The organism is Streptomyces sp. NPDC093065 (assembly GCF_044754585.1).
Lineage (GTDB): Bacteria > Actinomycetota > Actinomycetes > Streptomycetales > Streptomycetaceae > Streptomyces.
This window is the reverse complement of the sequence record NZ_JBIVPJ010000004.1, coordinates 260,370-284,417: the sequence shown is the minus strand read 5'-3', so window position 1 is coordinate 284,417 and position 24,048 is coordinate 260,370. Positions and strand designations below refer to the sequence as shown.

Here is a 24,048-nt window from a genome sequence, read left to right as displayed (position 1 = left end):
TTCTGAGAGCGCTCTCAGCGTTGCGCCGGGGCGCGTTCATGTCAATGAGGGGAGCAGATGAAGCTTCGTCGCCCGCTCCGTGCTGTGCTCGGGCTCCGCGCCCGAGCCGGTCATGGGCCGGGGCCGACCAGGGGGCGAGGCAGGCGCGGGGCTGCCGCGGCCTTCGGCCGGCGGCGCGTCCGGCTCCTCGCTCCCGGTGGAGCGGTGGGGGTGGACGCCGATCATGCCGAACGCCGTCAACGCCGCGGCGACGGCGGCAGCCACCCCGCAGACCAGGAAGGCGGTGCCGAAGCCGCTGCCCAGGGCGTCCAGGGCCAGTGCGTGCGCCGCGGATCCCGGGGCACCGGGCGGCAGGCTGTTCACGGCGACGGGTCCTCCGGCCTCGGCGACCGTGCGGGCCGCCGCGGCCTGGCCGGCCGGCAGATCCGCGCCGGTCAGCTTCGCCGCGAAGTGCGACCCCGCGTTGCTCACGGCGACCGCGCCGACGACGACGGGCCCGAGGGCGAATCCCAGGTCGCGCAGCATGCCGGTGGTGGCGCCGGCCATGCCGGCCAGTTGCCGGGGCACGCTGTTCAGCGCCACGGCCGTCACCGAACTCACCGTCAGGGCGAAGCCGACGCCGATCAGCAGGGCGGGTGCGACGAAGGGGCCGAAGCGCGGGTCGGTGACGTCCAGCCGGGTGCAGAGCAGGCAGCCGACCGCCATCAGGACGAAGCCGGAGGTCAGCAGCCAGGACGCGGCGACCCGGTGCAGCAGCCGGGAGACGACGGGGATGAGCAGGAAGGCCGCCCCTGGAGGAGCAGGAAGGGGACGGCGGCGCGGATCGGGTCCTGGTGCCGCACCGGACCCGGGCCACATGCTCGTCGCGAAGCAGGCGCCGAGGAAGGCGGGCATGCCGATGACCGCCACGACCGACGACACGGGCGTTCCTGCCGGGGTACAAGCCGGTCGTTGAGCTTTCCAACGAGCCGCTCGCCGACGAGCACAACGCGCTGCTGCCGCCGGACGCCTTCCACCTGCCGGTGGGCCGCCCCGTCACCCACAAGATCTACCGCGACGCGGCGCACCCGTCCCGACTCGTGCTGCCGTTCACGACGGGCCCGGCCACCGCGTAGTGCCGCACCCCCGCGGCGCCCCGCCGCTCCGTCCCGGGCCACAGACAGTCCAGGACCGAGGCGGACGGCGGGAACAGCGCCGACGGCACGGCCTCGCGGGAGAACCACTCCCAGCGCGCGATCTTGTCGGGCTCGGTGACCCGGGGCGCACCGGCCGCCCGCTCGGTGACGGCCGCGGCGGTCACCCGGGTCAGCCCGCCCACACCGTCGACGAGCACCGCCAGCACCCGCACGTCCGCGGGGGCCGCCACGAGCCCGGTCTCCTCCGCCAGCTCCCGGACGGCGGCCGTCTCGAAGTCCTCACCCGCGTCGACCTTGCCGCCCGGCAGCTCCCAGCGGCCGTCGTGACCGAGGCCCAGCAGCACCCGCCCGGCGGAATCGAGGACGGCGAGGCCGACGCCGGTGAGGCTCTGCGCGGCGGGACGGACACGTTCGGGGCGCTCGGCACCCGGTGCGGAATCTCTCATCGGGTCATTCCACACCGTGACGGCGGCCGGAAGCCACCGAGGCGGTCCGGGCGGCGGCGTCGTGGAACCCCCGGCGCAGGGCCACGATCCCGTCGCCCGTCCTCGTCGGATGCACCCGGTTGGTGAGCAGCACGGCATAGCACCGGGTGGCCGGGTCGACCCACAGGCTGGTGCCGGTGAAGCCCGTGTGTCCGTACGAGTCCGGGCCGAACACCTCCCCGGCGGGCGAGCCGGCCGGATCGCGGCCCTGCCAGGCCAGAGCGCGCCGCAGCGCCAGACCGTCGGTGTGGGCGGCCGTCATCTCGGCGAAGGTGCCGGGCCGCAGCAGGCCCCGGCCGCCGGCGGCGAGGGCGGCGCCGAGCCTTTCCATGTCCGCGAGCGTGGAGAACAGGCCCGCGTGGCCGCCGACCCCGCCGAGCACCACCGCGTTCTCGTCGTGGACCTCGCCCACGACCCGGCGGTCGCGCCAGGGGCAGTCCTCGGTGGCCACCGCGCGCGCCCGGCGCCCGGCGTCCGGGCGGAAGACGGTGTCCCGCATGCCGAGCGGCGCGCACACCAGTTGCTCCACGAGCGCGTCCAGCGGCTGTCCGGCCGCGGCCTCGGCGAGCAGTCCGAGGACGATGAACCCCTGCGAGGAGTACTGGACGCGGGTGCCGGGCCCGGCGGTGAGCGGCAGCAGGCGTACCGCCTCCAGCAGGGCCGCACGGGTGGGGTGATCCCGGTACAGCGGCACCTGTCCGGGTATCCCCGAGGTGTGCGTAAGGAGTTGACGCACGGTCAGCTCCGCCTTGTCGCCGCCCCGGTAGTCCGGGAGGTACGTGCCCACGGTGTCGTCGAGGCCGAGCACGCCGCGCTCGACGAGTGCCATGACCGCCAGCCCGGCGATCGGCTTGGTCACCGAGGCGAGGTCCCACACGTCGTCGCCGTCCAGGGGCGGTCCGTCCCAGCTGCGGGTGCCGGTCCAGCCCCGGTCCAGCGGACCCTCCGGCCCCCCGACGGACCAGGCGGCGCCCGAGTAGACCCGTTGTTCCCGCCCCTCGGCGAGGAGTTCGGTGAGGGCGCTCACGCCTCCTCACCTCCCCGGGCCGTGTCCACCACGCCGAGGACGGGGGTGCGCGCGCCGAGCCCGGCGGACACCGTGCGCGCGGCGGCCCGCACCATCGGCCCGAACACCTCGACACTGCCGGAGTCGAGGGTGAAGGTCAGCCCGCTGACGCCGATCGCGCCCACGGCCCTCCCCTCCGCGTCCAGGACGGGAGCCGCCACCGACCGCACGTCCGGCTCGTCGTACTCGTCGTCCACGGCGTAACCGTGCAGCGCCGCCCGGGCGAGCACCGCCCGCAGCGCGGCCGGGTCGGTGAGCGTGCTCGGGGTGCGCGCCTCCAGGTCCGGTGCGTCCACGACCGCCGCGGCCTCCTCGGGGGCAAGCGCGGAGAGCACGGCGAGCCCCACGCCGCAGGCGTACAAGGGCGAACGACGGCCGGGCCGGGTGCTCATCCGGTACTCGCGGGCCGGCTCCGACTGCTCCAGGTACACGGCGTCGGACGCGTGCCGCACCGCGTAGAACGCGACATGGCCGGTGCGCCGGCGCAGGTCGGCGAGGACGGGCCTGGTCAGTTCCAGGACGCGGCTGTTGCTCAGGGCCGCCGCCGCCATGCCCAGCAGGCGGGGCCCCGGGCGGTAGCTGCCGCCCTCGGCGGGCTCGGCGAAGCCGTACTCCGCCATGGTCCGCAGATGCCGGTGGACGGTGGGTTTGGTCAGTCCTGTGCGGCGCGCGATCTCCCCCAACCGGTGGGGGCCGCCGGGCTGGACGAGCGCATCGAGCACCTCCATCGCCTTGTCGACGGGGCCCTTCACGAGTTCCTGGTCGACCGACCGGGTGTTGACCGCTTTCACCATGTCGCTTAGCTTAACCCAACCGCATTCCATCTGACGGAACGGAGGTGTTGTTCAATGGAACGAATTTTTCAGGGGCGCACGGATGACCGCAGCCGTCCCAGCCGGCGCCACGTCCTGCGGACCGGTGGTCTGCTGCTCGGAGCCCTCAGCGCCCCGGCGCTCCTGAGCGCGTGCGGCACGACGGCCGCCGCCGACCGGGCCGGCAACGTCCTTCGGGTCTCCCAGCCGGGCGACCCCAAGACGCTGGACCCGCAGAAGCAGGGCGACATGGTGTCCATGAACGTCCTGATCAACATGTTCGACACCCTCACCACCCGCGGCCGGGACAACCGGCTGCACCCCAGGCTCGCCCTGTCCTGGAAGGCCACCGACGCGCGCACCTGGCGCTTCAACCTCCGCCCCGGGGTGACCTTCCACAACGGCGAGGTGTGCGACGCGCGGGCCGTCGCCTTCAGCATCGAGCGACTGCTCGACCCCGCGACCAAGTCACCGATCGTCGAACTGCGCTTCGTCGAGGGCGTCACCGTCGTCGACCGCCTCACGGTCGACATCCGCACCAGCGTGCACGACCCCATCCTGCCCGCCAAGCTCTCCCTGTTCGGCGGTGTCGTGGTACCGCCCCGCCACCTCGCCGACGTGGGCGACGCGGCCTTCGCCGACCACCCCGTGGGCACAGGCCCCTTCACCTTCGAAAGCTGGCAGCGCGACCACGAACTGCGGATGCGCGCCTACGCCGACCACTGGAACGGACGCCCGGCCGTCGACGGCCTGGTCTTCAGCCCCGCGCCCAACGCCTCGTCCTCCCTGGCCGCCCTCCAGAGCGGCGGCGTCGACCTGGTCGCCGGACTCACCCCGGACGCCGCCCAGCAACTCGACGGCTACGGCGGCATCACCATCGACGGGCACACGGGGATCCGCACCGCCTACCTCTCCCTGAACACCCTGGAACGCGGCCCGCTCCAGGACCGCCGGGTACGCCAGGCGCTCAACCACGCGATCGACGTCCCGCTGCTCATCAAGGCCGTGCTCGGCGGCAAGGCCACCGAGACACCCGCACTCGTCCCGCGCGGCTCCTTCGGCTTCGACCCCACCGTCAAGCCCTTCACCCGCTCCGTCGACACCGCGCGCAAACTGCTCGCCGAAGCCGGGCACCCGCACGGCTTCTCCACCACGCTCACCGCCTCCAACGTCGACGCCAACGTCGCCGAGGCCCTGTCCGGACTCCTCGCCAGGGCAGGGGTGGACGCCCGCGTCAACCTCCTCGACCCCGGCACCTACTCCGCCCGCCTCACCTCCGACAACCGGGGAGCGCTCGGCCCGATCTACCTCGCGGCCAGCACCGTGTGGACGATGGACGGCGCGAGCATCGTCCAGTCCAACGTGCGCAGCGACCGCCGACAGAGCCGCTGGCACTCGGCGGAGGCAGACCGCCTCATCGACGCCGAGGAACTCTCCGAGGACCCCGCGAAGCGTGAAGCGGCCTTCTCGGACCTGCAACGGCTGATGCGCCGGGAAGCGCCCTTCGTCTTCCTCTACCAGATCGACAACATCTTCGCCCGCAACGACCGGCCCCGCTGGACGCCGGGATCCGCGGGCGTCCTCGCCATGGAGAGCGCGGAGGTGTCCCGATGAGCGCCCTCACCCTCGACAAACCACCCGCCCCGGCGGACACCCCGACGCGCCGCCCGGACCGGGCGGGACTGCTCCTCGGGGTGGCCAGGCGCCTGGTCACCGCCCTGTTCGTGCTGCTGTGCACGGCGACCGTCGCGTTCTTCCTCGTACGCCTGTCCGGCGACCCCGTGAAGATCCTGCTGCCGCCGGACGCCACGGCCGAACAGGAGCAGGTGCTGCGCCACTCCCTGGGCCTTGACCAGTCCCTGTTCGCCCAGTACCTCGACTACCTCTGGGGACTGCTCCACCTCGACTTCGGCGACTCCCTCGTCTACGGCCAGCCGGTGAGCGAGATCCTCGCCGACAGGCTGCCGGCCACCGTCGAACTGGCCGCCGCCGCCCTCGCGCTGACCCTCGTCATCGCGATCCCGGCGGGCATCGTCGCCGCCATGCGCCGCGGCCGGGGCACCGACAACACCGTGATGACCGGCGTCCTGCTCGGCCAGTCCACCCCGCCCTTCTGGGTCGGCATCCTGCTCATCCTGGTCTTCGCCGTCTGGCTGCGCGCCCTGCCCGCCTCCGGATACGGCACCTTCGCCAACCTGATCCTGCCCGCCGTCACCCTCGCCGTGTACTCCGTCGCCGTCGTCGCCCGGCTACTGCGCTCCTCACTCGTCGACGTCCTGTCCTCCGACCACATCCGCAGCGCCCGCGCCAAGGGCTTCGGACCGCTGAAGGTGGTCGTCAGGCACGGACTGCGCAACGCCTCACTGCCGGTGGTGACCGTCGTCGGCCTGGAGGTCGGCAACCTGCTCGGCGGGGCCATCCTCACCGAACGGGTCTTCTCCTGGCCGGGCGTGGGCCAGCTGACCGTCGAGGCGATCTCCAACCGCGACTTCCCGCTCGTCCAGGCCACCGTCCTGTTCTTCGCCGCCACCTTCGTCGTGGTGAACCTGCTCGTCGACCTCTCCTACAGCTTCCTCGACCCGAGGGTGAGGACGTCCCGATGACCGTCATGTCACCGGCCGCGACCGACGTGGCCCCGGAGAAGAAGCCGTCCGGCGGCTCCGGCTCCGCCGTCCTGCGCGGCCTGCTGCGCAACAAGCTCGCCGCAGTGGCCCTCGCCGTGCTCGTACTGCTGCTCGTCGCCGCCCTGTTCGCGCCGCTGATCGCCCCCTACGACCCCAACACGCAGAACCTGCTGCTGCGGCTGCGGCCCCCCGCCTGGCAGGACGGCGGCAGCGGCACCCACCTCCTCGGCACCGACCAGCTCGGCCGCGACATGCTCTCGCGCGTCATCTACGGCGCCCGGGTCTCGCTGCTCGTCGGTGCCGGAGCGGCCCTGCTCGCCGGCGTCGTCGGCACCGTCGTGGGCCTCGCCTCCGGCTACTTCGGCGGCTGGGCCGACCGCACCCTCATGCGCCTCGCCGACGTGCAGCTCGCCTTCCCCTCGCTGCTGCTGGCCCTCGCCGTCGTCGGCTTCCTCGGCTCCGGCCTGTGGGTCGTGATCGTGGTGCTCGGCTTCACCGGCTGGGTCTCCTACGCCCGGGTCGTGCGCTCCGAGGTGATGTCGCTGCGCACCCGCGACTTCGTCACCGAGGCCCGCGCGATCGGCGTCACCGACGTCACCATCATGCGCCGCCACCTGCTGCCCAACGTGATGGCACCCCTGGCCACCATCGGCACCCTGCACGTCGCCGCCGCCATCGTCGCCGAAGCCTCCCTGAGCTACCTGGGCCTCGGCGTCCCCAAGGAGACGGTCACCTGGGGCGGCATGCTCTCCGACGGCCAGCTGTACCTGGGCACCTCCTGGTGGGTCGCCGTCTTCCCCGGCATCGCGCTGATGCTGACCTCCCTCGCCATCAACATCACCGGCGACGCCCTGCGGGACGTCGCGGACCCGAAGGCCTACCGCCGATGACCAACGACCGACCCGCACCCGACGCCGACCGAACGGCCACCGACGCGTCCCGGCAACCGGCGGACCGGCGGCCGCTCCTGGAGATCGACGGACTCAGCGTCGACTTCCGCCTGGAGACCTCCGTCGTCCACGCCGTCCAGGACGTCTCCCTCCACGTCCGGGCCGGCGAGACGCTCGCCGTCGTCGGGGAGTCCGGCAGCGGCAAGAGCGCCACCGCGCTGTCCGTGCTGCGCCTCAACCCGAGCCCGCCCTGTGTCTACGCGGGCGGCGAGATCCGCTTCGACGGACGCGACCTGCTGAAACTCTCCGAGAAGGAACTCGGCAGGGTCCGGGGCCGCGACATCGCCATGGTCTTCCAGGACCCGATGACCTGCCTCGACCCGCTCCAGCGCGTCGGCGCCCAGGTGGCCGAGGTGCTCAGGCACCACACCGGTATGTCCCGGGCCGAGGCCAGGGAGGCCGCCCTGGCGGCGCTGGACGAGGTCGGCATCCCGGACCCGGCGCTGCGCTACCGCCAGTACCCGCACGAACTCTCCGGCGGCCTTCGCCAGCGCGTGATGATCGCCACGGCGCTGGTGGCCCGCCCCCGCGTCCTGATCGCCGACGAGCCGACCACCGCCCTGGACGTCACCGTGCAGCGTCAGATCCTCGACCTCCTCGTGACCCTCCAGCACAAGCACGACATGGCCGTCGTGCTGATCACCCACGACCTCGCGGTCGTCGCGGAAACCGCCGACCGCGTCGTGGTCATGAACAAGGGCAAGGTCGTCGAGACCGGCGACGTCCTCGACGTCTTCGACCGCCCGGCCGACGCCTACACCCGCAAGCTCCTGGCGGCCACCCCACGACTGGAGGCGGCATGAGCACCGACGCGACCCAGACCACCGCGCCCGCTCCCACGGCCGGGCAACCACTCCTCCAACTGGACGGCCTGCGCAAGGAGTTCGGCGGCCGGCGCACCAACGTCGCCGTCGACGACGTGTCGCTCGACGTCCACGAGGGCGAGACGCTGGCCCTGGTCGGCGAGTCCGGCTGCGGCAAGACCACCCTCACCCGGCTGCTGCTCGGGCTCCTCGAACCCACCGCCGGAAGCGTGCGCTTCGACGGCCAGGACCTCGCCACCCTTTCCGCGGCCCAACTGCGCGGTGTACGGCGGGAGATGCAGGTCGTCCTCCAGGACCCCTACTCCAGCATGAACCCGCGCATGCGCATCACCGACATCGTCGCCGAACCCCTGGTCACCCACGAACCCGAGGCACGCGGACGCCGCGCACGGGCCCGCACCAGGGAACGGGTCGGGGAACTTCTGGATGCCGTCGGCCTGGACGCCGGCATCCAGGACCGCTATCCGCACGAGTTCTCCGGAGGCCAGCGCCAACGCGTCTCGATCGCACGGGCCCTGGCACTCCACCCCCGGCTGCTGGTGCTCGACGAGCCCACCAGCGCACTGGACGTCTCCGTGCAGGCGACCGTCCTCGACCTCCTGGCGGACCTGCAACAGCGGCTGGGCCTCACCTACGTCTTCGTCTCGCACAACCTCGCCGTGGTGGCCCAGGTGGCCGACCGGGTCGCGGTGATGAGCCGGGGGAGCCTGGTCGAGGTGGGCGAGGCGTCGGCGGTGCTGCGCGCCCCGCGGCACCCCTACACCCGGCAGCTGCTCGACGCCGTACCCGTCCTCGACCCGCGCCGGGGCAGGCGGGCGGCGGCGCGCGCGTCCGCCAGGACAGGCGAAACGAGCCGATGACCCGCCCCACGCTAGAGGTGCGACAGCACCAGACCCGCCCCGCCGAGCAGCGCCACGTCGTCGACCGCGGCGGTACCGACCAGCACCCGCGGCTGCTCGGCGCCCGCGAAGGCCACCGCGTCCCGCAGCCGCTCCTCCACCACGGTGCGGAACCGCTCGCCGCCGTCACGGGCCTCGCCGTGCAGGATGAACAGCCCCGGCGCGAAGAGCTGCTGGACGTTCACCAGCCCCAGGGCCAGGTTGTGCGCGTACTCGTCCACCACCCGGGCGGCGAGCGCGTCCCCGCTGCCGACCAGCGCGGACAGCGACACCGCCTCCCCGAGCCCCGCGGCGCGTGCCCTGGTCCGCAGCCAGGCGGTCGTGGCCAGGGTCTTCCAGCAGCCCCGGTTCCCGCACGTGCAGCGCTCACCGCTGGCCGACACCGTCATGTGCGCGCCGCTGCGTCCGCCGGGCGGCGCCATCACCTCACCGTCGTACAGGACACCCACCCCGAGCACCTCGCCGGTCGAGACCGAGGCGAAGGTGCGCCGCCCGCGGCCCGCGCCGAACCAGCGGTCGCCGAGCACCTGCAGCCGCGCCCGGTGCTCCAGGCGCACCCCGGCCCCGGTGAGGGCGGCGAGCCGCTCCGTCACCGGATAGCCGTGCAGCGCCGGCACGTCGTTGACCTCCCGGATCAGTCCGGCCAGAGGGTCCACCAGCCCCGCGGCGGCCACGCCGATGCCCTGGACCTCGTGGGCGGCGAAGACACCGGCCGCCCCGGCCAGCGCCCGGTCGATGTCCGCCGGGGTCGCGGTGGCCGCGTCGTACGACGACTCGGTGCGGTCCAGCACCTGGCCGGCCATGGACAGCACGGCCGCCGAGACCCGGCCGGGCACCAGCTCGACGGCCCCCAGCCGCCGGGGCGCCGGGGGAGCGGCCGGTTGCTCCGCGACATCCGGGACCAGTCGCAACGGAGAACTTTTGTGGACCATGCGCCGACTCTGCCATGGCCGCGTTTGGGAGAGGTAGCACTGTGAGCCAATCGAAACTGACCGAACTCACCTGGCGGGAGGTCCGCCGGGCCGGCGAGCAGGGCATCGCCCTGCTGCCCATCGGTTCGCAGGAGCAGCACGCCGGGCACCTGCCCATGGGGACCGACACGCTCCTGGTCGAGGAGGTCGTGGACCGGGCGCTGGCCGCCCTCGACCGGGAGACCGCGGCGACCGGCGCGCCCCGGGTGGTGCGGCTGCCCGCCCTGCCGTACGGGCACAGCCCGCACCACCTGTTCGCGGCGGCCCTCTCGCTCTCCGCCGCGACCCTGGGCGCCGTACTGGACGACGTCCTCGACTCGCTCGTGACCAGCGGCTACCGCCGGATCATGGTCGTCAACGGCCACGGCGGCAACGACGAGATCATGCGGCTCGCCGTGAAGCGGTTCGCACTGCGCGCCCGGGTCACGGTCGCCGCCTGCTCGTACTGGACCGTCACCGCCGGCGAAGGCGAGGACGAGGCGGGACGCCCGGACGTCACCCCGGGGCACGCCGGATGGTTCGAGACGTCGCTCATGCTGGCGGCCCACCCCGGTCTGGTCCGCACCCCCGTGCCCGCACGCACCCCCGTCGAACCGCCCCCGCTGTTCGACCACCCGCCCCACCCGGGCCTGACCGTCGAGCGGCACGGCGAATGGGAGCGGGTCGACGGTTCCACCGATGACGCCTCCGGTGCCGACGCCGGCCGGGGCGGCCGGCTCCTGGACGACCGGGCGCGGGGACTGGCCCGGGCGATCCGGGCCTTCGACGCGGCGAGCCGGTGAACCCGATGATGCGAGGAGTAGAAATGAAGATCACCGATGTCGACGTGTGGGTCGTGAACCTCCCACTCGTCAACCCCTTCACCAGTTCCTTCGAGACCAAGACCGGCGAGACCCGCACCGTCGTGCGCGTGCGCACCGACGCGGGCGTCGAGGGCTGGGGCGAGACGATGTGGGGCGCGCCGGTCGCCGCGATCGTCCGCCAGATGGTCCCGGACCTGATCGGTACCAGCCCGTTCGCACTGGAGGGCTTCCACCGCAAGCAGCACATGGTGCCCTTCTTCTACGGCTACCTCGGTTACGCGGCGATCGCCGCCGTCGACGTCGCCTGCTGGGACGCGATGGGCAAGGCCACCGGCCAGTCCGTCACCGACCTGCTGGGCGGCGCCGTCCGCGACGAGGTACCGATCACCGCCCTGATCACCCGCGCCGACGCCCCGGGCGCGACGCCCGCCGACCTGCCCAAGGCCATCGCGGAGCACGCGGCGCGCGTCGTCGACGAGGGCGGGTTCGAGGCGGTCAAGCTCAAGGGCACCAAGGACTGCGCGGGCGACGTCGCCATCCTGCGCGCCGTCCGCGAGGCGCTGCCCGGGGTCAACCTGCGGGTCGACCCGAACGCGGCCTGGTCCGTCCCCGACTCGGTCCGCGCCGGCATCGCCCTGGAGGAGCTGGACCTGGAGTACCTGGAGGACCCCTGCGTCGGCATCGAGGGCATGGCCCAGGTGAAGGCGAAGGTGCGCATTCCGCTGTGCACCAACATGTGCGTCGTCCGCTTCGAGGACTTCGCCCCCGCGATGCGGCTGAACGCGGTCGACGTCATCCACGGCGACGTCTACAAGTGGGGCGGCATCGCCGCGACCAAGGCGCTCGCCGCGCACTGCGAGACCTTCGGCCTGGGCATGAACCTGCACAGCGGCGGCGAACTCGGCATCGCCACGGCCGCGCACCTGGCCGTCGTGTCCAGCACGCCCGTCCTGTCCCGGGCCATCGACAGCATGTACTACCTGCACGCGGACGACATCATCGAGCCGCTGCACCTGGACGACGGCAGGCTGCGGGTGCCGTCGGGACCGGGCCTGGGCGTGAGCGTGGACGAGGACAAGCTCCGCCACTACGCGGGTGTCAACGAGCGGGAAGGCGACCTGACCGGATGAGCGAGCCGACCGGCAGGCGAGCCGTGCACACGCCCCGAGCTCCCCGTCCCGCGGGCGCCTACTCGCAAGGGGTGGTGGCCGGCGGATTCCTGTTCACGGCCGGATTCGGCCCGCAGGACCCCGCCACCGGCGCCGTACCGGAGGGCGTCGGGGCACAGACCGCGCAGGTGCTCCGCAACATCGGCGCGGTCCTCGCCGAGCGGGGCCTGACCCTGCGGGACGTCGTGAAGGTGACGGCGCACCTGCAACACCTCAGGCGGGACTTCGCCGCGTACGACGAGGCCTACGGCGAGTTCTTCGCGGAACCCTGCCCGGTGCGCACCACGGTCGGCTCCGACCTGATGGACATCCTCGTGGAGATCGACGTGGTGGCCCTCCTGCCCGAGCCTTACCCGCCCGGGTGATCCCTCCGAGCTCGCCGGTCCCGTCGGGGCCGGCGAGCACCGCAGCCGTACGCTGATCAGCACCGACCGAGACCGTGTGGGAGTGGGAACGTCATGCCTCTGCTGGAGCCCAAGCCGGACACCCTGCGCCCCGGAACGGCCCGCTTCGCGTCCGCCGACCGGGTACCCGACGGCGGAGCCACGGGCAGCCCCGAGCCGCTGCGGGCCGGCCTGACCGCGCTGCTGGGCCCCGACAAGGTGCTCTGGAAGATCTCCGACCTGGTGAAGTACGCCTCCGACGCCAGCCCCTACCGCTTCGTCCCGCAGGCCGTCGTACTCCCCGAGAACACCGACGACGTCTCCGCGGTCATGGCGTACGCGCGCGAGCACGGCCGCCAGATCGTCTTCCGTGCCGCCGGCACCAGCCTCAACGGCCAGGCCCAGGGCGAGGACATCCTCGTCGACGTGCGACGCCACTTCACCGGCATCGAGGTCCTGGACGACGGCGCCCGGGCCCGCGTCCGCCCCGGCACCACCGTCATGCGGGCCAACGCGACCCTCGCCCGGTACGGCAGGATCCTCGGGCCCGACCCGGCCAGCGCCATCGCCTGCACCGTCGGCGGGGTCGTCGCCAACAACGCCTCCGGCATGACCGCCGGCACCACCCGCAACTCGTACCGCACCCTCGCCTCACTCACCTTCGTGCTGCCCGGCGGCACCGTCGTCGACACCGCCGCCCCGGACGCCGACGAGATGCTCGCCCGCACCGAGCCCGAGCTGTGCGCGGGGCTGCTCGCGCTCAAGGCGGAGATCGAGGCGGACGCGGAGCTCGCCGCCCGCATCCGTGCCAAGTACGAGATCAAGAACACCAACGGCTACCGACTGGACGCCTTCCTGGACGGCGCCACGCCCGTCCAGATCCTGCGCGGGCTCATGGTCGGCTCCGAGGGGACCTTCGGGTTCATCTCCGACGTCGTCTTCGACACCCTGCCGCTGGACCGCAAGGTCACCAGCGGACTGCTCTTCTTCCCCTCGCTGACCGCCGCGGCGGCGGCCGTACCCCTGTTCAACGAGGCCGGGGCCATCGCCGTCGAGCTGATGGACGGCAACACGCTGCGTGCCTCCGTCAGCGTGCAGGGGGTGCCGGCCGACTGGGCCGGTCTGCCGCGGGAGACGGCGGCGCTGCTGGTGGAGTTCCGCGCGCCGGACGAAGCCGGGCAGGAGGCCTTCGAGCGGGCGGCGGCCGGGGTCGTGGAGCGGCTGGACCTGGTCGCGCCGGTCGCCTCGGTGACCAACGCCTTCACCCGCGACGCCAAGGTCGTCTCCGGTTACTGGAAGGCCCGCAAGGCCTTCGTCACCGCGGTCGGCGGCTCCCGCCCGGCGGGAACCACGCTGATCACGGAGGACTTCGCGGTCCCGCCGTCCCGGCTGGCCGACGCCTGCGAGGCGCTGCTCGGGCTCCAGGCGGAGCACGGCTTCGACGCCGCAGTCGCCGGTCACGCCGCCCACGGCAACCTGCACTTCCTGCTCGCCTTCGACGCGTCCAGGACCGCCGACGTCGACCGGTACGCCGCTTTCATGGACGACTTCTGCCGGATGACCGTGGAGCGTTTCGACGGATCGCTGAAGGCGGAACACGCCACCGGACGCAACATCGCCCCGTTCCTGGAGCTGGAATGGGGCTCCAGGGCGACCGAGTTGATGTGGCGCATCAAGCAACTGATCGACCCCACAGGCGTACTGGCACCCAGGATCGTCCTCGACCGCGACCCCAGGGCCCATCTGCGCGGACTGAAGACCATCCCCGGCATCGAGCCGGTCGCCGACCCCTGCATCGAGTGCGGCTTCTGCGAACCCACCTGCCCCAGCCACGACCTGACGACCACCCCGCGCCAACGCATCGTGCTGCGCAGGGAGATGCTGCGACAGCCGGAGGGCTCGCCCGTGGAGGAGGAACTCCTCGCCTCCTACGGCTACGACGCCGTCGACACCTGCGCCGGCGACTCCACCTGCGCGATCGCCTGCCCGGTCGGCATCGACACCGGCGCCATGATGAAGGACTTCCGCCACCGGAGGCACTCCCCGCGCGAGGAACGCGTCGCCGCGCTCACCGCCAAACACTTCAAGGCCGTGGAGGCGTCCGCACGGCTCGCGGTCGGCGCGGCGGACAGGATCGGCGACCGGCTGCTGGAGGCCGCGACCGGCCTCGCCCGCAAGGCCGTACGCCCCGATCTGATGCCGGAGTGGCTGCCGGAGATCCCGGGCGCCGCCGCCCGAACCGCGCCGCCCACCACCCGGGCGGGAGCGAGCGCCGTCTACTACCCGGCCTGCGTCAACCGGATCTTCGCCGGCCCCGGGGGCGACGGCACCCCGTCGCTCCAGCAGGCCGTGGTCGACGTCTCGGCCCGGGCCGGCCGGCCCGTCTGGATCCCCGACGACGTCGCCGGCACCTGCTGCTCGACGATCTGGCACTCCAAGGGCTACGAGGACGCCAACACCGTGATGGCCAACCGCGTCGTCGAGGCCGCCTGGGCCTGGACCGACGGCGGACGGATCCCGCTGGTCGTCGACGCCTCCTCCTGCACACTGGGCATCCAGCACGAGGTCGTCCCCTACCTCACCCACGCCAACCGGGAACTGCACGGACGCCTCAAGGTGATCGACTCCGTCGTCTGGGCCGCCGAGGAACTCCTGCCCCGGCTGACGATCCGCCGTACGACCGGTTCGGCCGTGCTGCACCCGACGTGCTCGATGCAGCACCTGGGCGATGTGGACCAGTTGCGGGAGGTCGCCGGGGCGATCGCCGACGAGGTCGTCGTCCCGGACGACGCCGGATGCTGCGCCTTCGCCGGCGACCGGGGCATGCTCCACAAGGAGCTGACGGCCTCGGCGACGGCGAAGGAGGCCGCGGAGGTGACCTCACGCAGCTACGACGCCCACCTGTCCGCCAACCGCATGTGCGAGATCGGCATGGACCGGGCGACCGGCCGCGAGTACTACTCGGTCCTGATCGAACTGGACCGGGCCACCCGTCCCTGAAGCAGGTCACTCCCGCTGGGTGAGGGTTTGGGGGTAGTCGGTGATGATGCCGTCGACGCCAAGGTTGGTCATGGTGCGGATGGCGCCGGGTTCGTCGACGGTCCAGACGTTGACGGTCATGCCGAGTTGGTGGATGCGGTCGACGAGGGTTTGGTCGGTGACGGTGTGCTGGGGGTTGATCTGGTCGGCCCATTGGCTGAGTTGGACGAGTTCGGTGTCGGTGGGGCGGTCGGCGTCGAGGATGCCGATGGGGATGTCGGGCAGGGCGGTGTGGAAGGTGTGGGCGTCGTCGGTCTGGAAGGACTGGACGGCGAGTTTGTGGTGGGCGAGGGCGGTGTGGAGGTAGTGGGGTTTGCTGCGGAGGTGGGTGGCGAGGTCGGTGGCGATGGTGGTGCCGTATTGGTTGCAGGGGCTGATTTCGGCGAGGAGTCCGGTGTGGGTGTGCTGGAGGTGGTGGATGACGTCGTCGAGGGTGATGAGGGGTTCGCCGGTGTAGTTGTCGTGGTACCAGGTTCCGGCGTCGAGGTGGCGGAGTTCGTTCCAGGTGAAGTCGGAGACGCGGTAGGTGGGGCGGTCGGGGTAGAGGGTTTCGATGTTGGTGGTGCGTTGCATGGTGCAGTCGTGGAAGTTGACGAGTTTGCCGTCCTTGGTGCGTTGGACGTCGATTTCGACGTGGTCGGCGTGTTGGTGGACGGCGAGGTCGATGGCGGCGGCGGTGTTCTCGGGTGCCATGCCGGAGGAGCCGCGGTGGGCGATGACGTCGGGGCCGTCGGTGGTGGCCTGCGCGGTCGTCGACGTCATCGCCAACGCCAGACCACTCAGCACGGTCACGACCAGCCCGGCGGTTCTGCCGCCCACGCGCCTCACCGCGCTGTCCCGGACACGGCCGGCGCCGAAGTCACCGGTGCGGGCAGGGCGTCGAGCACCTCGACGGCCGTGGCCACGGGGTCGCCCGAGGGTTCGACGGGGTAGTGGTCGTGCCGCCGGTTCCAGGCGTTCTCGAGCGCGAACCAGTCGACGGCGGCCGGTGGCCGGCCGGTGACCAGCGCGGTGTCGAGGGAGTCGAGGTACGTCGTCCAGCGCATCGCGTAGAAGTCCGGGACCAGCCCGGACCACTCCCGGTTGGCGTAGTCCCGCAGGCCGCCCGAGTCGCTGCCCGAACGGTGGCCCCAGGTGGTGAGGACCGAGCGGGCGTCGAACTCGGCGGCGTCCCTCTCCGTCGCGGTGCGCCCCCAGGACCTGGCGTCCGCCAGCCAGGGACCGAGCAGGAAGCGGGAGTCGGTGGCGAGCAGCCGGTCGAGCAGGTCCATGTCGTCCTTCCACTCCGCGGCCCCCGCACGGAACCGGGACAGCGCCCCGGCGTCGTAGGCGGCCTTGATCTCGGGCAGCAGGGAGCGGCTGCGGTTGGCCAGTGCCTGGCGGGCGACGTCGACCAGGTCGAAGCGGTAGGCGTCGGTCGTACGCAGCGCCGGGGCGACCTTCAGCAGCTCGGCCAGCGCCTCGCGCACCGTGTCCGGGTCGTAGCGCATCGCGCCGGGGCTCCAGCTGGCCGCCGAGGTGGCCGTCAGCCGGGGACGGGCGGTGAAGAGGCTGTCCTGCGACTCGCTCCAGGTGCCGGACGGCGTGCTGTACGGGCCCGTGCGCAGCAGTTCCCAGGCCCGGGCCGCGTGCGGGTCCGGCCGGCCGTAGCGGCGTTCCGCGTACGCGGCGAACCAGGCGGAGTGGTCCACCGGGTCCGTGCGCCAGGCCAGTTCGGTGAACAGCTCGTAGGCGACCGGGTTGCCGCCCGTGCCCTCCGGGAGGTACGCGATGCCCGCGAGCGCGCTGTCGGGCTTGGTGCGCCACCGGTCGAAACGCTCGGCCCACACGGCGGTGTTGGCGCCGATCGTGGTGTGACCGCCGAAGTTGGGGATCGTGCCGAACGCGTAGGGCGCGCCGTGCCAGGTGGTCTCGCGGTCGAGTCCGTCGTAGCGGTCGGACAGACCGTCGACGATGAGCAGCCTGCTCCTGTCGACGGCGTCGATGATCTGCGTCGAGGGGTTGTTCTGCCAGCCGAGCAGGGTCCAGACGGCCCCGGGACGCGCGGTCTGCAGTGCCCTCATCACGGCCTCGGCGGCGTCGCCGATGGGGACGTCGCCCGGCCGTCCGCCCTCGTGCAGCAGGTCCATCTTGTACATCGTGGAGTCGCCGAACAGCTCACGCTGGTGGCGGTAGAACGAGGCGGCGACCCTGGAGAACACCTCGGTGCGCGGGTCCAGCCAGTCGGGCCGCTCGAAGCCGACCCACCCACCCTGCGGGACCACCGTTCCTCCGGGGTTCCGTTCCGTGAAACCCGGGGGCACGGTGCCGTAGTAGCCCGGCAGCACGGGCGTCATGCCGAGCTCCCGCAGCCGGTTCGCGATCCTGCGGCCGAGCGCCGCCCGGTCCTCGACCAGCCGCTCGGAGACCGGGCCGGCGAAGCCGGACATGTTCTGCATCAGCCACCACGGCTGGTGCGCCGGACCGGGGATCCAGGACCGGAGCTCCTGCTTCGAGTAGCCGAACTCCTGGAGCGTCGCGTAGTAGACGGCGTCGGCGCCCATCTGGACGAAGACCTCGTTCACGCCGTGCAGGGCGAGGAGATCGATCTGCTTCTCGTAGGAGGCCCAGTCGCGGTAGGCGCCCGAGTAGCCGTCGTCGGTGTCGTTGAGCGCGAAGCGGTGCGGCACGGAGGCGTGCCGGCGAACGGTGCCGTCGGGTGCGGGCAGGGTGCGCGGCAGCTTCGCCGTACTGCGTCCGGGCCATCCGACGTCCACCTTGGCCGTGTACTTGAGGTACCAGTTGACCCCGCTGAGAATCGCGGCGGGGCTGGTCCCCCTCACCCGGACATGGCCGGCGCGGCCGGAGACGCCGAACCAGTCGCCGGAGGCGGGGCGGCGCTCCGGAACCAGCGTGAACTGCGAGACGTGCCGCGGCAGCAGCCGGGCCAGCGCCGCCCTGGCGGAGTGTGTCGCGAAGGCCGGTCCGTCCGGCGCGGACGCCGCCGCGGGCGCGGAGGCGGGGGTGAGCGTGGTGGTGAGAAGGGCGAGGGCGACGGCCGCGCAGACGGCAGCCCGGGGTCTGAGGCTTCTCACGGTCACCTCTGGGGAGTTGTCGACGGGGTGTTGGTGAATATGGGGGCGGCCGGGCAGCCAGTCAAGGGAGCCTCGCCGTGCGCAGGTGGGTCTTCGGCCATCACCGGTCGTCCGGCGGACCTGGCCGAAACGGCACTCGCGCCTACGACGTTCGTCGCGCCTGGTACACCGAGTCGTAGATGGGGAAGACGTGCCGCAGCCCGGTCAGGGCGAAGAGCTGCTTGGTGTTGGCGTCGGTGATGACCAGTTTCAGCTCGCCGTGCACGGACTGGACCCGTTTGAGCGCGCCGACCAGCACACCCAGGCCCATGGAGTCGATGAACGTCACCCCGCGCAGATCGACGACGAACCGACGGTGACCGTCCGCGAGCCGCTCGATCATCTACTGCTTGATCGTCGGAACGGTGTACACGTCCACCTCTCCGCGGATCTCCACGATGGTCCGGTCTCCGACGTCGCTGTGGCTGATCTCGATGGGAGGTTCCATACGTACCCAACGGCATGCCCTGGGCAGAGGTGGTGCCGCACATTCGTTCTGCATATGCGTGAACGACTGGCCAAAGGATCACATGAGGTACCGCCCGTGCCCCAGACTGAGCGCATGGAGTTCTTCTGCCACCACCGCGACCGCACCGGTTCCCTGGCTCTGCGAGAGGAGCTGGTCGAAGCGCACTGGTCCTACATGGACGGGTACGCGGCGGAGATGATCGCGCGCGGCCCGACCCTCACCGGTGACCGCGAGGTGCCCACGGGCAGCGTGCACATACTCGATCTGCCCGATCCGGCGGCCGCCCGGGCGTTCGCCTTCGACGAACCCGGTTACCAGGCCGGGGTGTACCGCGACGTGACGCTGCGCCGGTGGCGCAACACGCTGGGGCGCACCATGTGGGACTTCGCCGGTGGCCGGACCGGCGGGGAGAGGTTCCTGGTGCTCGGCCTGGGCGCGGGGGAGGCCGCCGACCTGGAGGCGCCGGCCGACCGGGACGAGTTGATCGCGTACGGCCCCCTGCTGTCCGACGACGGGGACGCCTGGCTGGGTACGGCGGCGCTGGTGCGGGCGCCGGACCCGGACGCGGCGCGCGATCTGCTGACCGTGGACCGCTATGCAGAGGTGGAGGTCCACCCCTGGCAGTTCGGCGGGCGCCCGTCCTGAACGACCGGTACGGACCGGCGCTGATTCGAATATCGTTCGAAAGGGCTGGTCGGGCGGTGCGGCGCGTCGCCGCCCGCATCGGGAGGCCGTCGGCCGTCCCCGCGGGCCCCGGACCTTCCCGCCGTGCGAGTTCCGCCATTCGGGTCCATCCTTGAAGCCGGGCCACGAAGCCCACAGACCGACCCACCGGGAGGTCCTGTGATTCTGCTCGCGCTGCTCCTACCAGTCGTGATGATGGCCTTCCTCTTCGGCGCGGACGCGCTGGAAGACCTGATCTTTCCGCCTCCGGCGGCCCCGGACGAGGATGCCGCCGGCGCCGACGTCGCCCCTACGACGCGACTCTGAGGCGGGACACGGCCCCCCTTCGAGGCGCGGGAGGGGGGGCCGTGCCGGCGGCGGGGTACGTCAGCCGTCGCTCGTGGTGACCTTCACCTCGTCGACCACCAGTTGCTGCGGGAAGGCGGTCGAGCCGTCGGGGTCGCCCGGCCAGTAGCCGCCCACCGCGAGGTTCATGATGAGGAAGAACGGCTTGTCGAAGACCCACGCGTTGCCGCCCAGATCGGCCGGCGTGCGGGTCTGGTAGGCGTTCCCGTCGACCGACCAGGTGATGCTGTCCGGCGCCCAGTCCACCGCGAAGGTGTGGAAGTCGTCGGCGAACGCCTCACCGCCCGGCAGGGTGTAGGCCGCGCCGATGCCGCCGGAGCCGGAGTAGCCGGGACCGTGGATGGTGCCGTGGACCGTCGAAGGCTCGAAGCCGACGTTCTCCATGACGTCGATCTCGCCCGAATTGGGCCAGCCGACCTCGCCTATGTCCTGGCCCAGCATCCAGAACGCGGGCCAGATGCCCTGCCCGCGCGGGATCTTCATCCGGGCCTCGACGTGGCCGTACGTCGCGGTGAACTTGCCGGAGGTGTTCAGGCGTGCGGAGGTGTACTCGCACGTCCCGTACCAGCACTGGTAGTTGCCGGGGTTCTCGCGCCGGGCCTCGATCACCAGGTGGCCCTGGCCGTCGAGCTTCGCGTTGTCGGTGCCGGACGTGTAGTACTGCCGCTCGTGGTTGTCGACGTTGTCGCCGGTCTCGAGCTGCCACTTGGCCGAGTCGACGCCGGATCCGGCGGGTCCGTCGAAGGTGTCGGAGAACGTCACCGCCTGCGCGGACTCCGGCCGGTGCTCCGCCTGGGCGGGGGTCATCGCGGCGGCCGCGACGAGGGTGGCGGACAAGGTGGCTAGCAGGCAACTGCGCAGCAGTCGTGGGGAGGCCATGTCTCTCCGTTTCGTGGGCCCGCTCCCACGAGAGGGGAGCGGGCGCCGGGGTGGGGGGAAGGCGGTGCGGTCCGGGCCGGGTGGGGCCGGCCGGGACCGGTCAGCCGAAGGACTCGAGCGTGATCGCCGCGTCCTTGGGGTCGCCGTCGTGCACCAGCGACTCGTGGTTGCCGACGTCGTCGAAGGCGAAGGCGTACGCCTGGCCGTCCTGCATCTGAGCGTGGATCAGGCGGGCGTAGTGGTTGGTGACGTCGTCCTGGTAGAAACCGGAGTCGTCGGCGTCCGGCTGCTCGGATTCGGTCAGCAGCGTGGAGCGGTTGTACGCGGCGCACAGGGTCCGCGAGATGGGGCCGCGCACCTGGTCGTTGGGGGCGTCGAGCTTGTTGTAGCAGCCGAAGACCGAGTCGGAGTCCGGCTTCTCGAAGGAGGTCACCACCGCGCCGCTGCCGTCGGTGAAGTCCATCTTGTCGCCGTTGACCTTGCCGTAGAACTTCGTGTCCGGCTGCTCCTTGAACGGCGTCACCGTCAGCGTGTCGGTGGCGTACTTGCTCCAGACACGGTTGACGTAGTCGTCCATCACGTCGGCGGGTATGTCGCCCGAGCCGATGCCGTGCCCGGGGGCCAGGACGCGCAGGGGCGAGCCGTCGCTCCGGGTCTGGACCAGTCCCTCCCAGCCGCCGCCCTGCTGGGTGAGACCGTCGGCGACCGCCTTGTACCCGCCGGGCTTCAGCGACCCCGTCTGCTTCGTGGAGCCGTCGCCCGCGGTCAGGCCGACGGAGTAGGGGGCCGAGAACATGTCCACCTGGGTGGAGTTGATCCAAAGGCCGGAGTCGTTGAGCGTGTACTCCGTCCAGTTGAACAGCGTGTCGTGGTTGGGGTCGTCGGCGTTCTGGACGGCGGGCTGCACGAGACCGCCGTCGGCCAGCCGGAAGTCGAGCTTCTTGCCGTACGAGAAGTAGACCCGGCCCGAGAACTTCGGAAGCTGAACGGTCTTTGACCCGCCGTTTGCAGGCCCCTCGAACGAGGCGTCGGGGGCGGGGACCGGCGGAGCGCCACCGGCCGGCCAGGCGTGGAACGCGCCGCTCTCGTCGGCGTATCCCTGCGTTCCCGAAGCGAGTTCGGTGCCGATCACGTAGACGTAGACCTGCTCGGCGTTGCCCGAGTCGTTCTTCAGGGTGAGCGGGATGGTGTCCGGCACGGCGGAAGCGTTCTCGGCCGGGCCGCCGACGACGGCGATGGCGCCGATCGACGCCGCGACGGCCAGGGATGCCGTCAGCTTGCGTGGGGAAAGCACACGGTCCTCCTTGGTGTGGGGGGACTTGCAGGGTTGTCGGCATTCCCTGGACATGTCAACTAGTTGAACGAGATCAATCGGAAGAAGCTCCTCCAGGTTCGGAAGGTGAAGCGGAAGGGTGCCTCGTGTTTCCGGGTGCCGTGCGTGCACGGGGCGTCGCGATGTGCTCATTGACATGTCCGCTGTCACTTACGATCCTGGGAACCTGCCTACTTCCAACGATGTACATCACGGCCCATCAAGCCCCGTGGAAGCGGAGGGACATGCCGCCCCTGCCTGGAAGCGCACCGAACGGGACCGGGAAGAGCTCCCGCCGTCTTCGCGGCGCCGTCGCCGTCCTGCTGTCCGGCGCCCTGACCGCCCTGCTGCTCCTGGTGTCCTCCGCCGGTCCCGCGCAGGCGGACCAGACCGGCATGCGGGCCGCCGACCCGAGCGTGATCCGGGTCGGCGGCACCTACGTCTCGGTGCAGTCCACCGGGGACGGCATCGCCGTGCGCCAGGCCGCGTCCACGGCCGAGCTGGCGGCGGCGTCCGCCCGGCAGGTCTGGTCGGACACCCGCGGCCTCGGTGAGGTGTGGGCCCCCGAGATCGTGCGGGACGGCGGCCGTTACCACATCTACTTCTCGGCCGGCCGCGGGGCGGCCCACCGGATGTACGCGATCAGCTCCGCCGCCGCGGACAGCGGGTACACGTCCGAGACGAAGCTGGCGCTGCCCGACGACAAGTGGGCCATCGACGGCACCCTGTTCACCTTCGAGGGGCAGCGGTGGTTCGTCTGGTCCGGCTGGGCCGGTGACACCAACGTCGAACAGAACCTCTACATCGCGCGGATGAGCAGCCCGACCACGCCGACCGGCGCCCGGTACGTCATCTCGCAGCCCCGCGAGAGCTGGGAACGGGTGGTCGGCAACCCGTACATCAACGAGGGCCCCGAGCCGGTCAAGGACCCGAACGGGCAACTGCACATCGCCTACTCCGCCAACGGCAGCTGGAGCGACCAGTACTGCCTGGCCGACCTGAGGCTGCGGGCCGGGGGCGATCCGACGTACGTGTGGGACTGGTACAAGTCCAACGGCTGCCTGTTCGGCTCGCACCGCGCCACGATGATGGCCGGCTGGGACCCCACCCTGTACGCCGACGGGCCCGGCCACCACAGCTTCGTCCTGCTGGACGGCGACATCGCCACGAGCCCGCCCGCCGGCCCCCGGTTCCCCCTGATGTTCCACGCGGTCGCGAAGGGGACGCCGTACTCGTGGGAGAACCGGTACTGGTACACCGGGACCTTCTGCTGGTGGGGCGGGACCACCTACAGTCGCGCCAACGTCCCCGGCCCCACCAGTGACACCGGCTGGAGCCTGAAGTTCTTCGAGTAGGACCGACGCGTCTGCCCGGCAGGTGTCGCGTCAGGGAGCCAGGGACCAGCGCGGTGGCACACCGGCGAGCCCGCAGACGAGGAAGTACAGCGGGATGGGCGCGGTGTAGGGGGAGTCGCCGTCGGGGCCGTGGATCAGGCGCGCGCCGGCCGGCCGGTCGGCCGGACGCGGCCGTGTCCAGGAGGGGTCGCCGACGACATAGTGGGTGCCGAACGGCCACGCGACGCCGATGTCGGAGCCGGACGGGACGATCCACCACCAGCGGGCCCCGTCGGCGAACACGCAGCCGGCGCGGGGCAGGCGGTCCAGGATGCGCTCCCCGTGGGACGCGGAGGTGCCCACGGCGTCGTGCCCCAGCCCGGCGCGCAGTCCGGGGGGAAGGCGGAGCGAGACGGGGCCGGGACTGCGCCGGCGGGGCGGGCGGGCGGTGGTGCCGGACGGGCAGGAGCGGTCGCGGACGGCGGCCGCGGACGGACGTGGATCACGGGAGTGCTGCAGGTCCATGGGGGGTGTGTCCTTTGGCCGCGACGGACGGCAGGAGAACGTTGTCATGCCCGAGGGGCCCGTGAGGCGGGGAGGTGTCCGCAACGGGGCGGTCCTGGTCATCGGTTGAGAAGTGCAGGGAGCGGTGAAGCCACTGTGTCACCCGTCAACAACCATGCGCAACCGCCAAGTTGAAAATTGCAGGTGCCGGCATGCATGCTCCTGCGGCGGGGTGATGCCCGTGACA

The 24,048-nt window shown here is 71.9% G+C and carries 22 protein-coding genes and 1 pseudogene; 12 read left to right on the top strand and 11 right to left on the bottom strand.

Features of this window, described 5'->3' with window-relative positions:
- Positions 1 to 36: 36 nt before the first annotated feature.
- The 4 genes from ACIQFU_RS09765 to ACIQFU_RS09750 form a co-directional block, all read right to left on the bottom strand.
- Positions 37 to 921: a hypothetical protein gene (locus ACIQFU_RS09765; protein ID WP_402550332.1), complete on the bottom strand. Its 885-nt coding sequence runs from the start codon at positions 919 to 921 to the stop codon at positions 37 to 39.
- A 127-nt stretch (positions 922 to 1,048) separates the two neighbouring features.
- A complete protein-coding gene (locus ACIQFU_RS09760; RefSeq protein WP_402550331.1) occupies positions 1,049 to 1,582 on the bottom strand; it encodes an NUDIX hydrolase in 534 nt (177 codons plus the stop codon).
- A gap of 4 nt (positions 1,583 to 1,586) precedes the next feature.
- A complete protein-coding gene (locus ACIQFU_RS09755; protein WP_402550330.1) occupies positions 1,587 to 2,648 on the bottom strand; it encodes a serine hydrolase domain-containing protein in 1,062 nt (353 codons plus the stop codon).
- Entirely contained in the window at positions 2,645 to 3,481 is an 837-nt protein-coding gene (locus ACIQFU_RS09750; RefSeq protein ID WP_402550329.1) for an IclR family transcriptional regulator, read from the bottom strand. The genes ACIQFU_RS09755 and ACIQFU_RS09750 overlap by 4 nt, the downstream gene beginning before the upstream one ends.
- 54 nt (positions 3,482 to 3,535) lie before the next feature.
- Here ACIQFU_RS09750 and ACIQFU_RS09745 point away from each other — a divergent pair, with 54 nt between their 5' ends.
- From ACIQFU_RS09745 to ACIQFU_RS09725, 5 genes are read left to right on the top strand one after another with little or no spacing between them, the layout of a single operon-like run.
- Positions 3,536 to 5,113 (top strand): ABC transporter substrate-binding protein, encoded by a 1,578-nt coding sequence (locus tag ACIQFU_RS09745; protein WP_402550328.1) that lies wholly within the window; start codon positions 3,536 to 3,538, stop codon positions 5,111 to 5,113.
- Positions 5,110 to 6,102 carry an ABC transporter permease gene (locus ACIQFU_RS09740; protein WP_402550327.1) on the top strand — a complete coding sequence of 331 codons (993 nt, stop codon included), beginning with the start codon at positions 5,110 to 5,112 and terminating at the stop codon, positions 6,100 to 6,102. Before ACIQFU_RS09745 ends, ACIQFU_RS09740 begins: the two co-directional genes overlap by 4 nt.
- Positions 6,099 to 7,013 (top strand): ABC transporter permease, encoded by a 915-nt coding sequence (locus tag ACIQFU_RS09735; RefSeq protein ID WP_402550326.1) that lies wholly within the window; start codon positions 6,099 to 6,101, stop codon positions 7,011 to 7,013. Before ACIQFU_RS09740 ends, ACIQFU_RS09735 begins: the two co-directional genes overlap by 4 nt.
- Positions 7,010 to 7,876 carry an ATP-binding cassette domain-containing protein gene (locus tag ACIQFU_RS09730; RefSeq protein ID WP_402550325.1) on the top strand — a complete coding sequence of 289 codons (867 nt, stop codon included), beginning with the start codon at positions 7,010 to 7,012 and terminating at the stop codon, positions 7,874 to 7,876. Before ACIQFU_RS09735 ends, ACIQFU_RS09730 begins: the two co-directional genes overlap by 4 nt.
- Positions 7,873 to 8,757 carry an ATP-binding cassette domain-containing protein gene (locus tag ACIQFU_RS09725; protein ID WP_402550324.1) on the top strand — a complete coding sequence of 295 codons (885 nt, stop codon included), beginning with the start codon at positions 7,873 to 7,875 and terminating at the stop codon, positions 8,755 to 8,757. The genes ACIQFU_RS09730 and ACIQFU_RS09725 overlap by 4 nt, the downstream gene beginning before the upstream one ends.
- Before the next feature lie 11 nt (positions 8,758 to 8,768).
- Here the strand turns inward: ACIQFU_RS09725 and ACIQFU_RS09720 are convergent, their stop codons facing one another.
- Positions 8,769 to 9,707 carry an ROK family protein gene (locus ACIQFU_RS09720; protein WP_402550537.1) on the bottom strand — a complete coding sequence of 313 codons (939 nt, stop codon included), beginning with the start codon at positions 9,705 to 9,707 and terminating at the stop codon, positions 8,769 to 8,771.
- Between the two features lie 62 nt (positions 9,708 to 9,769).
- Between ACIQFU_RS09720 and ACIQFU_RS09715 the strand changes: the two genes are divergently transcribed.
- The 4 genes from ACIQFU_RS09715 (at position 9,770) to ACIQFU_RS09700 (ending at position 15,122) form a co-directional block, all read left to right on the top strand.
- Positions 9,770 to 10,549: a creatininase family protein gene (locus ACIQFU_RS09715; protein WP_402550323.1), complete on the top strand. Its 780-nt coding sequence runs from the start codon at positions 9,770 to 9,772 to the stop codon at positions 10,547 to 10,549.
- A gap of 23 nt (positions 10,550 to 10,572) precedes the next feature.
- Positions 10,573 to 11,700, top strand: a complete 1,128-nt coding sequence (locus ACIQFU_RS09710; RefSeq protein WP_402550322.1) for a mandelate racemase/muconate lactonizing enzyme family protein — start codon at positions 10,573 to 10,575, stop codon at positions 11,698 to 11,700.
- The gene (locus ACIQFU_RS09705; RefSeq protein WP_402550321.1) at positions 11,697 to 12,104 is read left to right on the top strand and encodes a RidA family protein; all 408 of its coding nucleotides are present in this window, start codon (positions 11,697 to 11,699) and stop codon (positions 12,102 to 12,104) included. The genes ACIQFU_RS09710 and ACIQFU_RS09705 overlap by 4 nt, the downstream gene beginning before the upstream one ends.
- A gap of 93 nt (positions 12,105 to 12,197) precedes the next feature.
- On the top strand, positions 12,198 to 15,122 hold the full coding sequence (locus ACIQFU_RS09700) for an FAD-binding and (Fe-S)-binding domain-containing protein (RefSeq protein WP_402550320.1): 2,925 nt from the start codon (positions 12,198 to 12,200) through the stop codon (positions 15,120 to 15,122).
- Positions 15,123 to 15,128: 6 nt separating this feature from the next.
- Here the strand turns inward: ACIQFU_RS09700 and ACIQFU_RS09695 are convergent, their stop codons facing one another.
- From ACIQFU_RS09695 to ACIQFU_RS09685, 3 genes and pseudogenes are all read right to left on the bottom strand, one after another.
- Positions 15,129 to 15,980: a glycerophosphodiester phosphodiesterase gene (locus tag ACIQFU_RS09695; protein ID WP_402550319.1), complete on the bottom strand. Its 852-nt coding sequence runs from the start codon at positions 15,978 to 15,980 to the stop codon at positions 15,129 to 15,131.
- A gap of 5 nt (positions 15,981 to 15,985) precedes the next feature.
- Complete coding sequence (locus ACIQFU_RS09690) at positions 15,986 to 18,235, bottom strand: alpha-N-acetylglucosaminidase (RefSeq protein ID WP_402550318.1); 2,250 nt, start codon at positions 18,233 to 18,235, stop codon at positions 15,986 to 15,988.
- 142 nt (positions 18,236 to 18,377) lie between these two features.
- Positions 18,378 to 18,722, bottom strand: a pseudogene (locus ACIQFU_RS09685) (STAS domain-containing protein).
- A 114-nt stretch (positions 18,723 to 18,836) separates the two neighbouring features.
- Between ACIQFU_RS09685 and ACIQFU_RS09680 the strand changes: the two are divergent.
- Together ACIQFU_RS09680 and ACIQFU_RS09675 are read left to right on the top strand one after the other, a co-directional pair.
- Positions 18,837 to 19,388 carry a YciI family protein gene (locus ACIQFU_RS09680; RefSeq protein ID WP_402550536.1) on the top strand — a complete coding sequence of 184 codons (552 nt, stop codon included), beginning with the start codon at positions 18,837 to 18,839 and terminating at the stop codon, positions 19,386 to 19,388.
- Between the two features lie 198 nt (positions 19,389 to 19,586).
- Positions 19,587 to 19,733 (top strand): hypothetical protein, encoded by a 147-nt coding sequence (locus ACIQFU_RS09675; protein WP_402550317.1) that lies wholly within the window; start codon positions 19,587 to 19,589, stop codon positions 19,731 to 19,733.
- Between the two features lie 60 nt (positions 19,734 to 19,793).
- Here ACIQFU_RS09675 and ACIQFU_RS09670 read toward each other — a convergent pair whose 3' ends face one another.
- Entirely contained in the window at positions 19,794 to 20,651 is an 858-nt protein-coding gene (locus ACIQFU_RS09670) for a family 16 glycosylhydrolase (protein ID WP_402550316.1), read from the bottom strand.
- Positions 20,652 to 20,751: 100 nt separating this feature from the next.
- A complete protein-coding gene (locus tag ACIQFU_RS09665) occupies positions 20,752 to 21,945 on the bottom strand; it encodes a glycoside hydrolase family 64 protein (protein WP_402550315.1) in 1,194 nt (397 codons plus the stop codon).
- Positions 21,946 to 22,208: 263 nt separating this feature from the next.
- On the opposite strand from ACIQFU_RS09665, the gene ACIQFU_RS09660 reads away from it, so the two are divergent.
- Complete coding sequence (locus ACIQFU_RS09660) at positions 22,209 to 23,318, top strand: glycoside hydrolase family 43 protein (protein ID WP_402550314.1); 1,110 nt, start codon at positions 22,209 to 22,211, stop codon at positions 23,316 to 23,318.
- Positions 23,319 to 23,348: 30 nt separating this feature from the next.
- Here the strand turns inward: ACIQFU_RS09660 and ACIQFU_RS09655 are convergent, their stop codons facing one another.
- Positions 23,349 to 23,822, bottom strand: coding sequence for a hypothetical protein (locus ACIQFU_RS09655; RefSeq protein WP_402550313.1), 474 nt, complete (start codon positions 23,820 to 23,822; stop codon positions 23,349 to 23,351).
- Positions 23,823 to 24,048 lie beyond the last annotated feature (226 nt).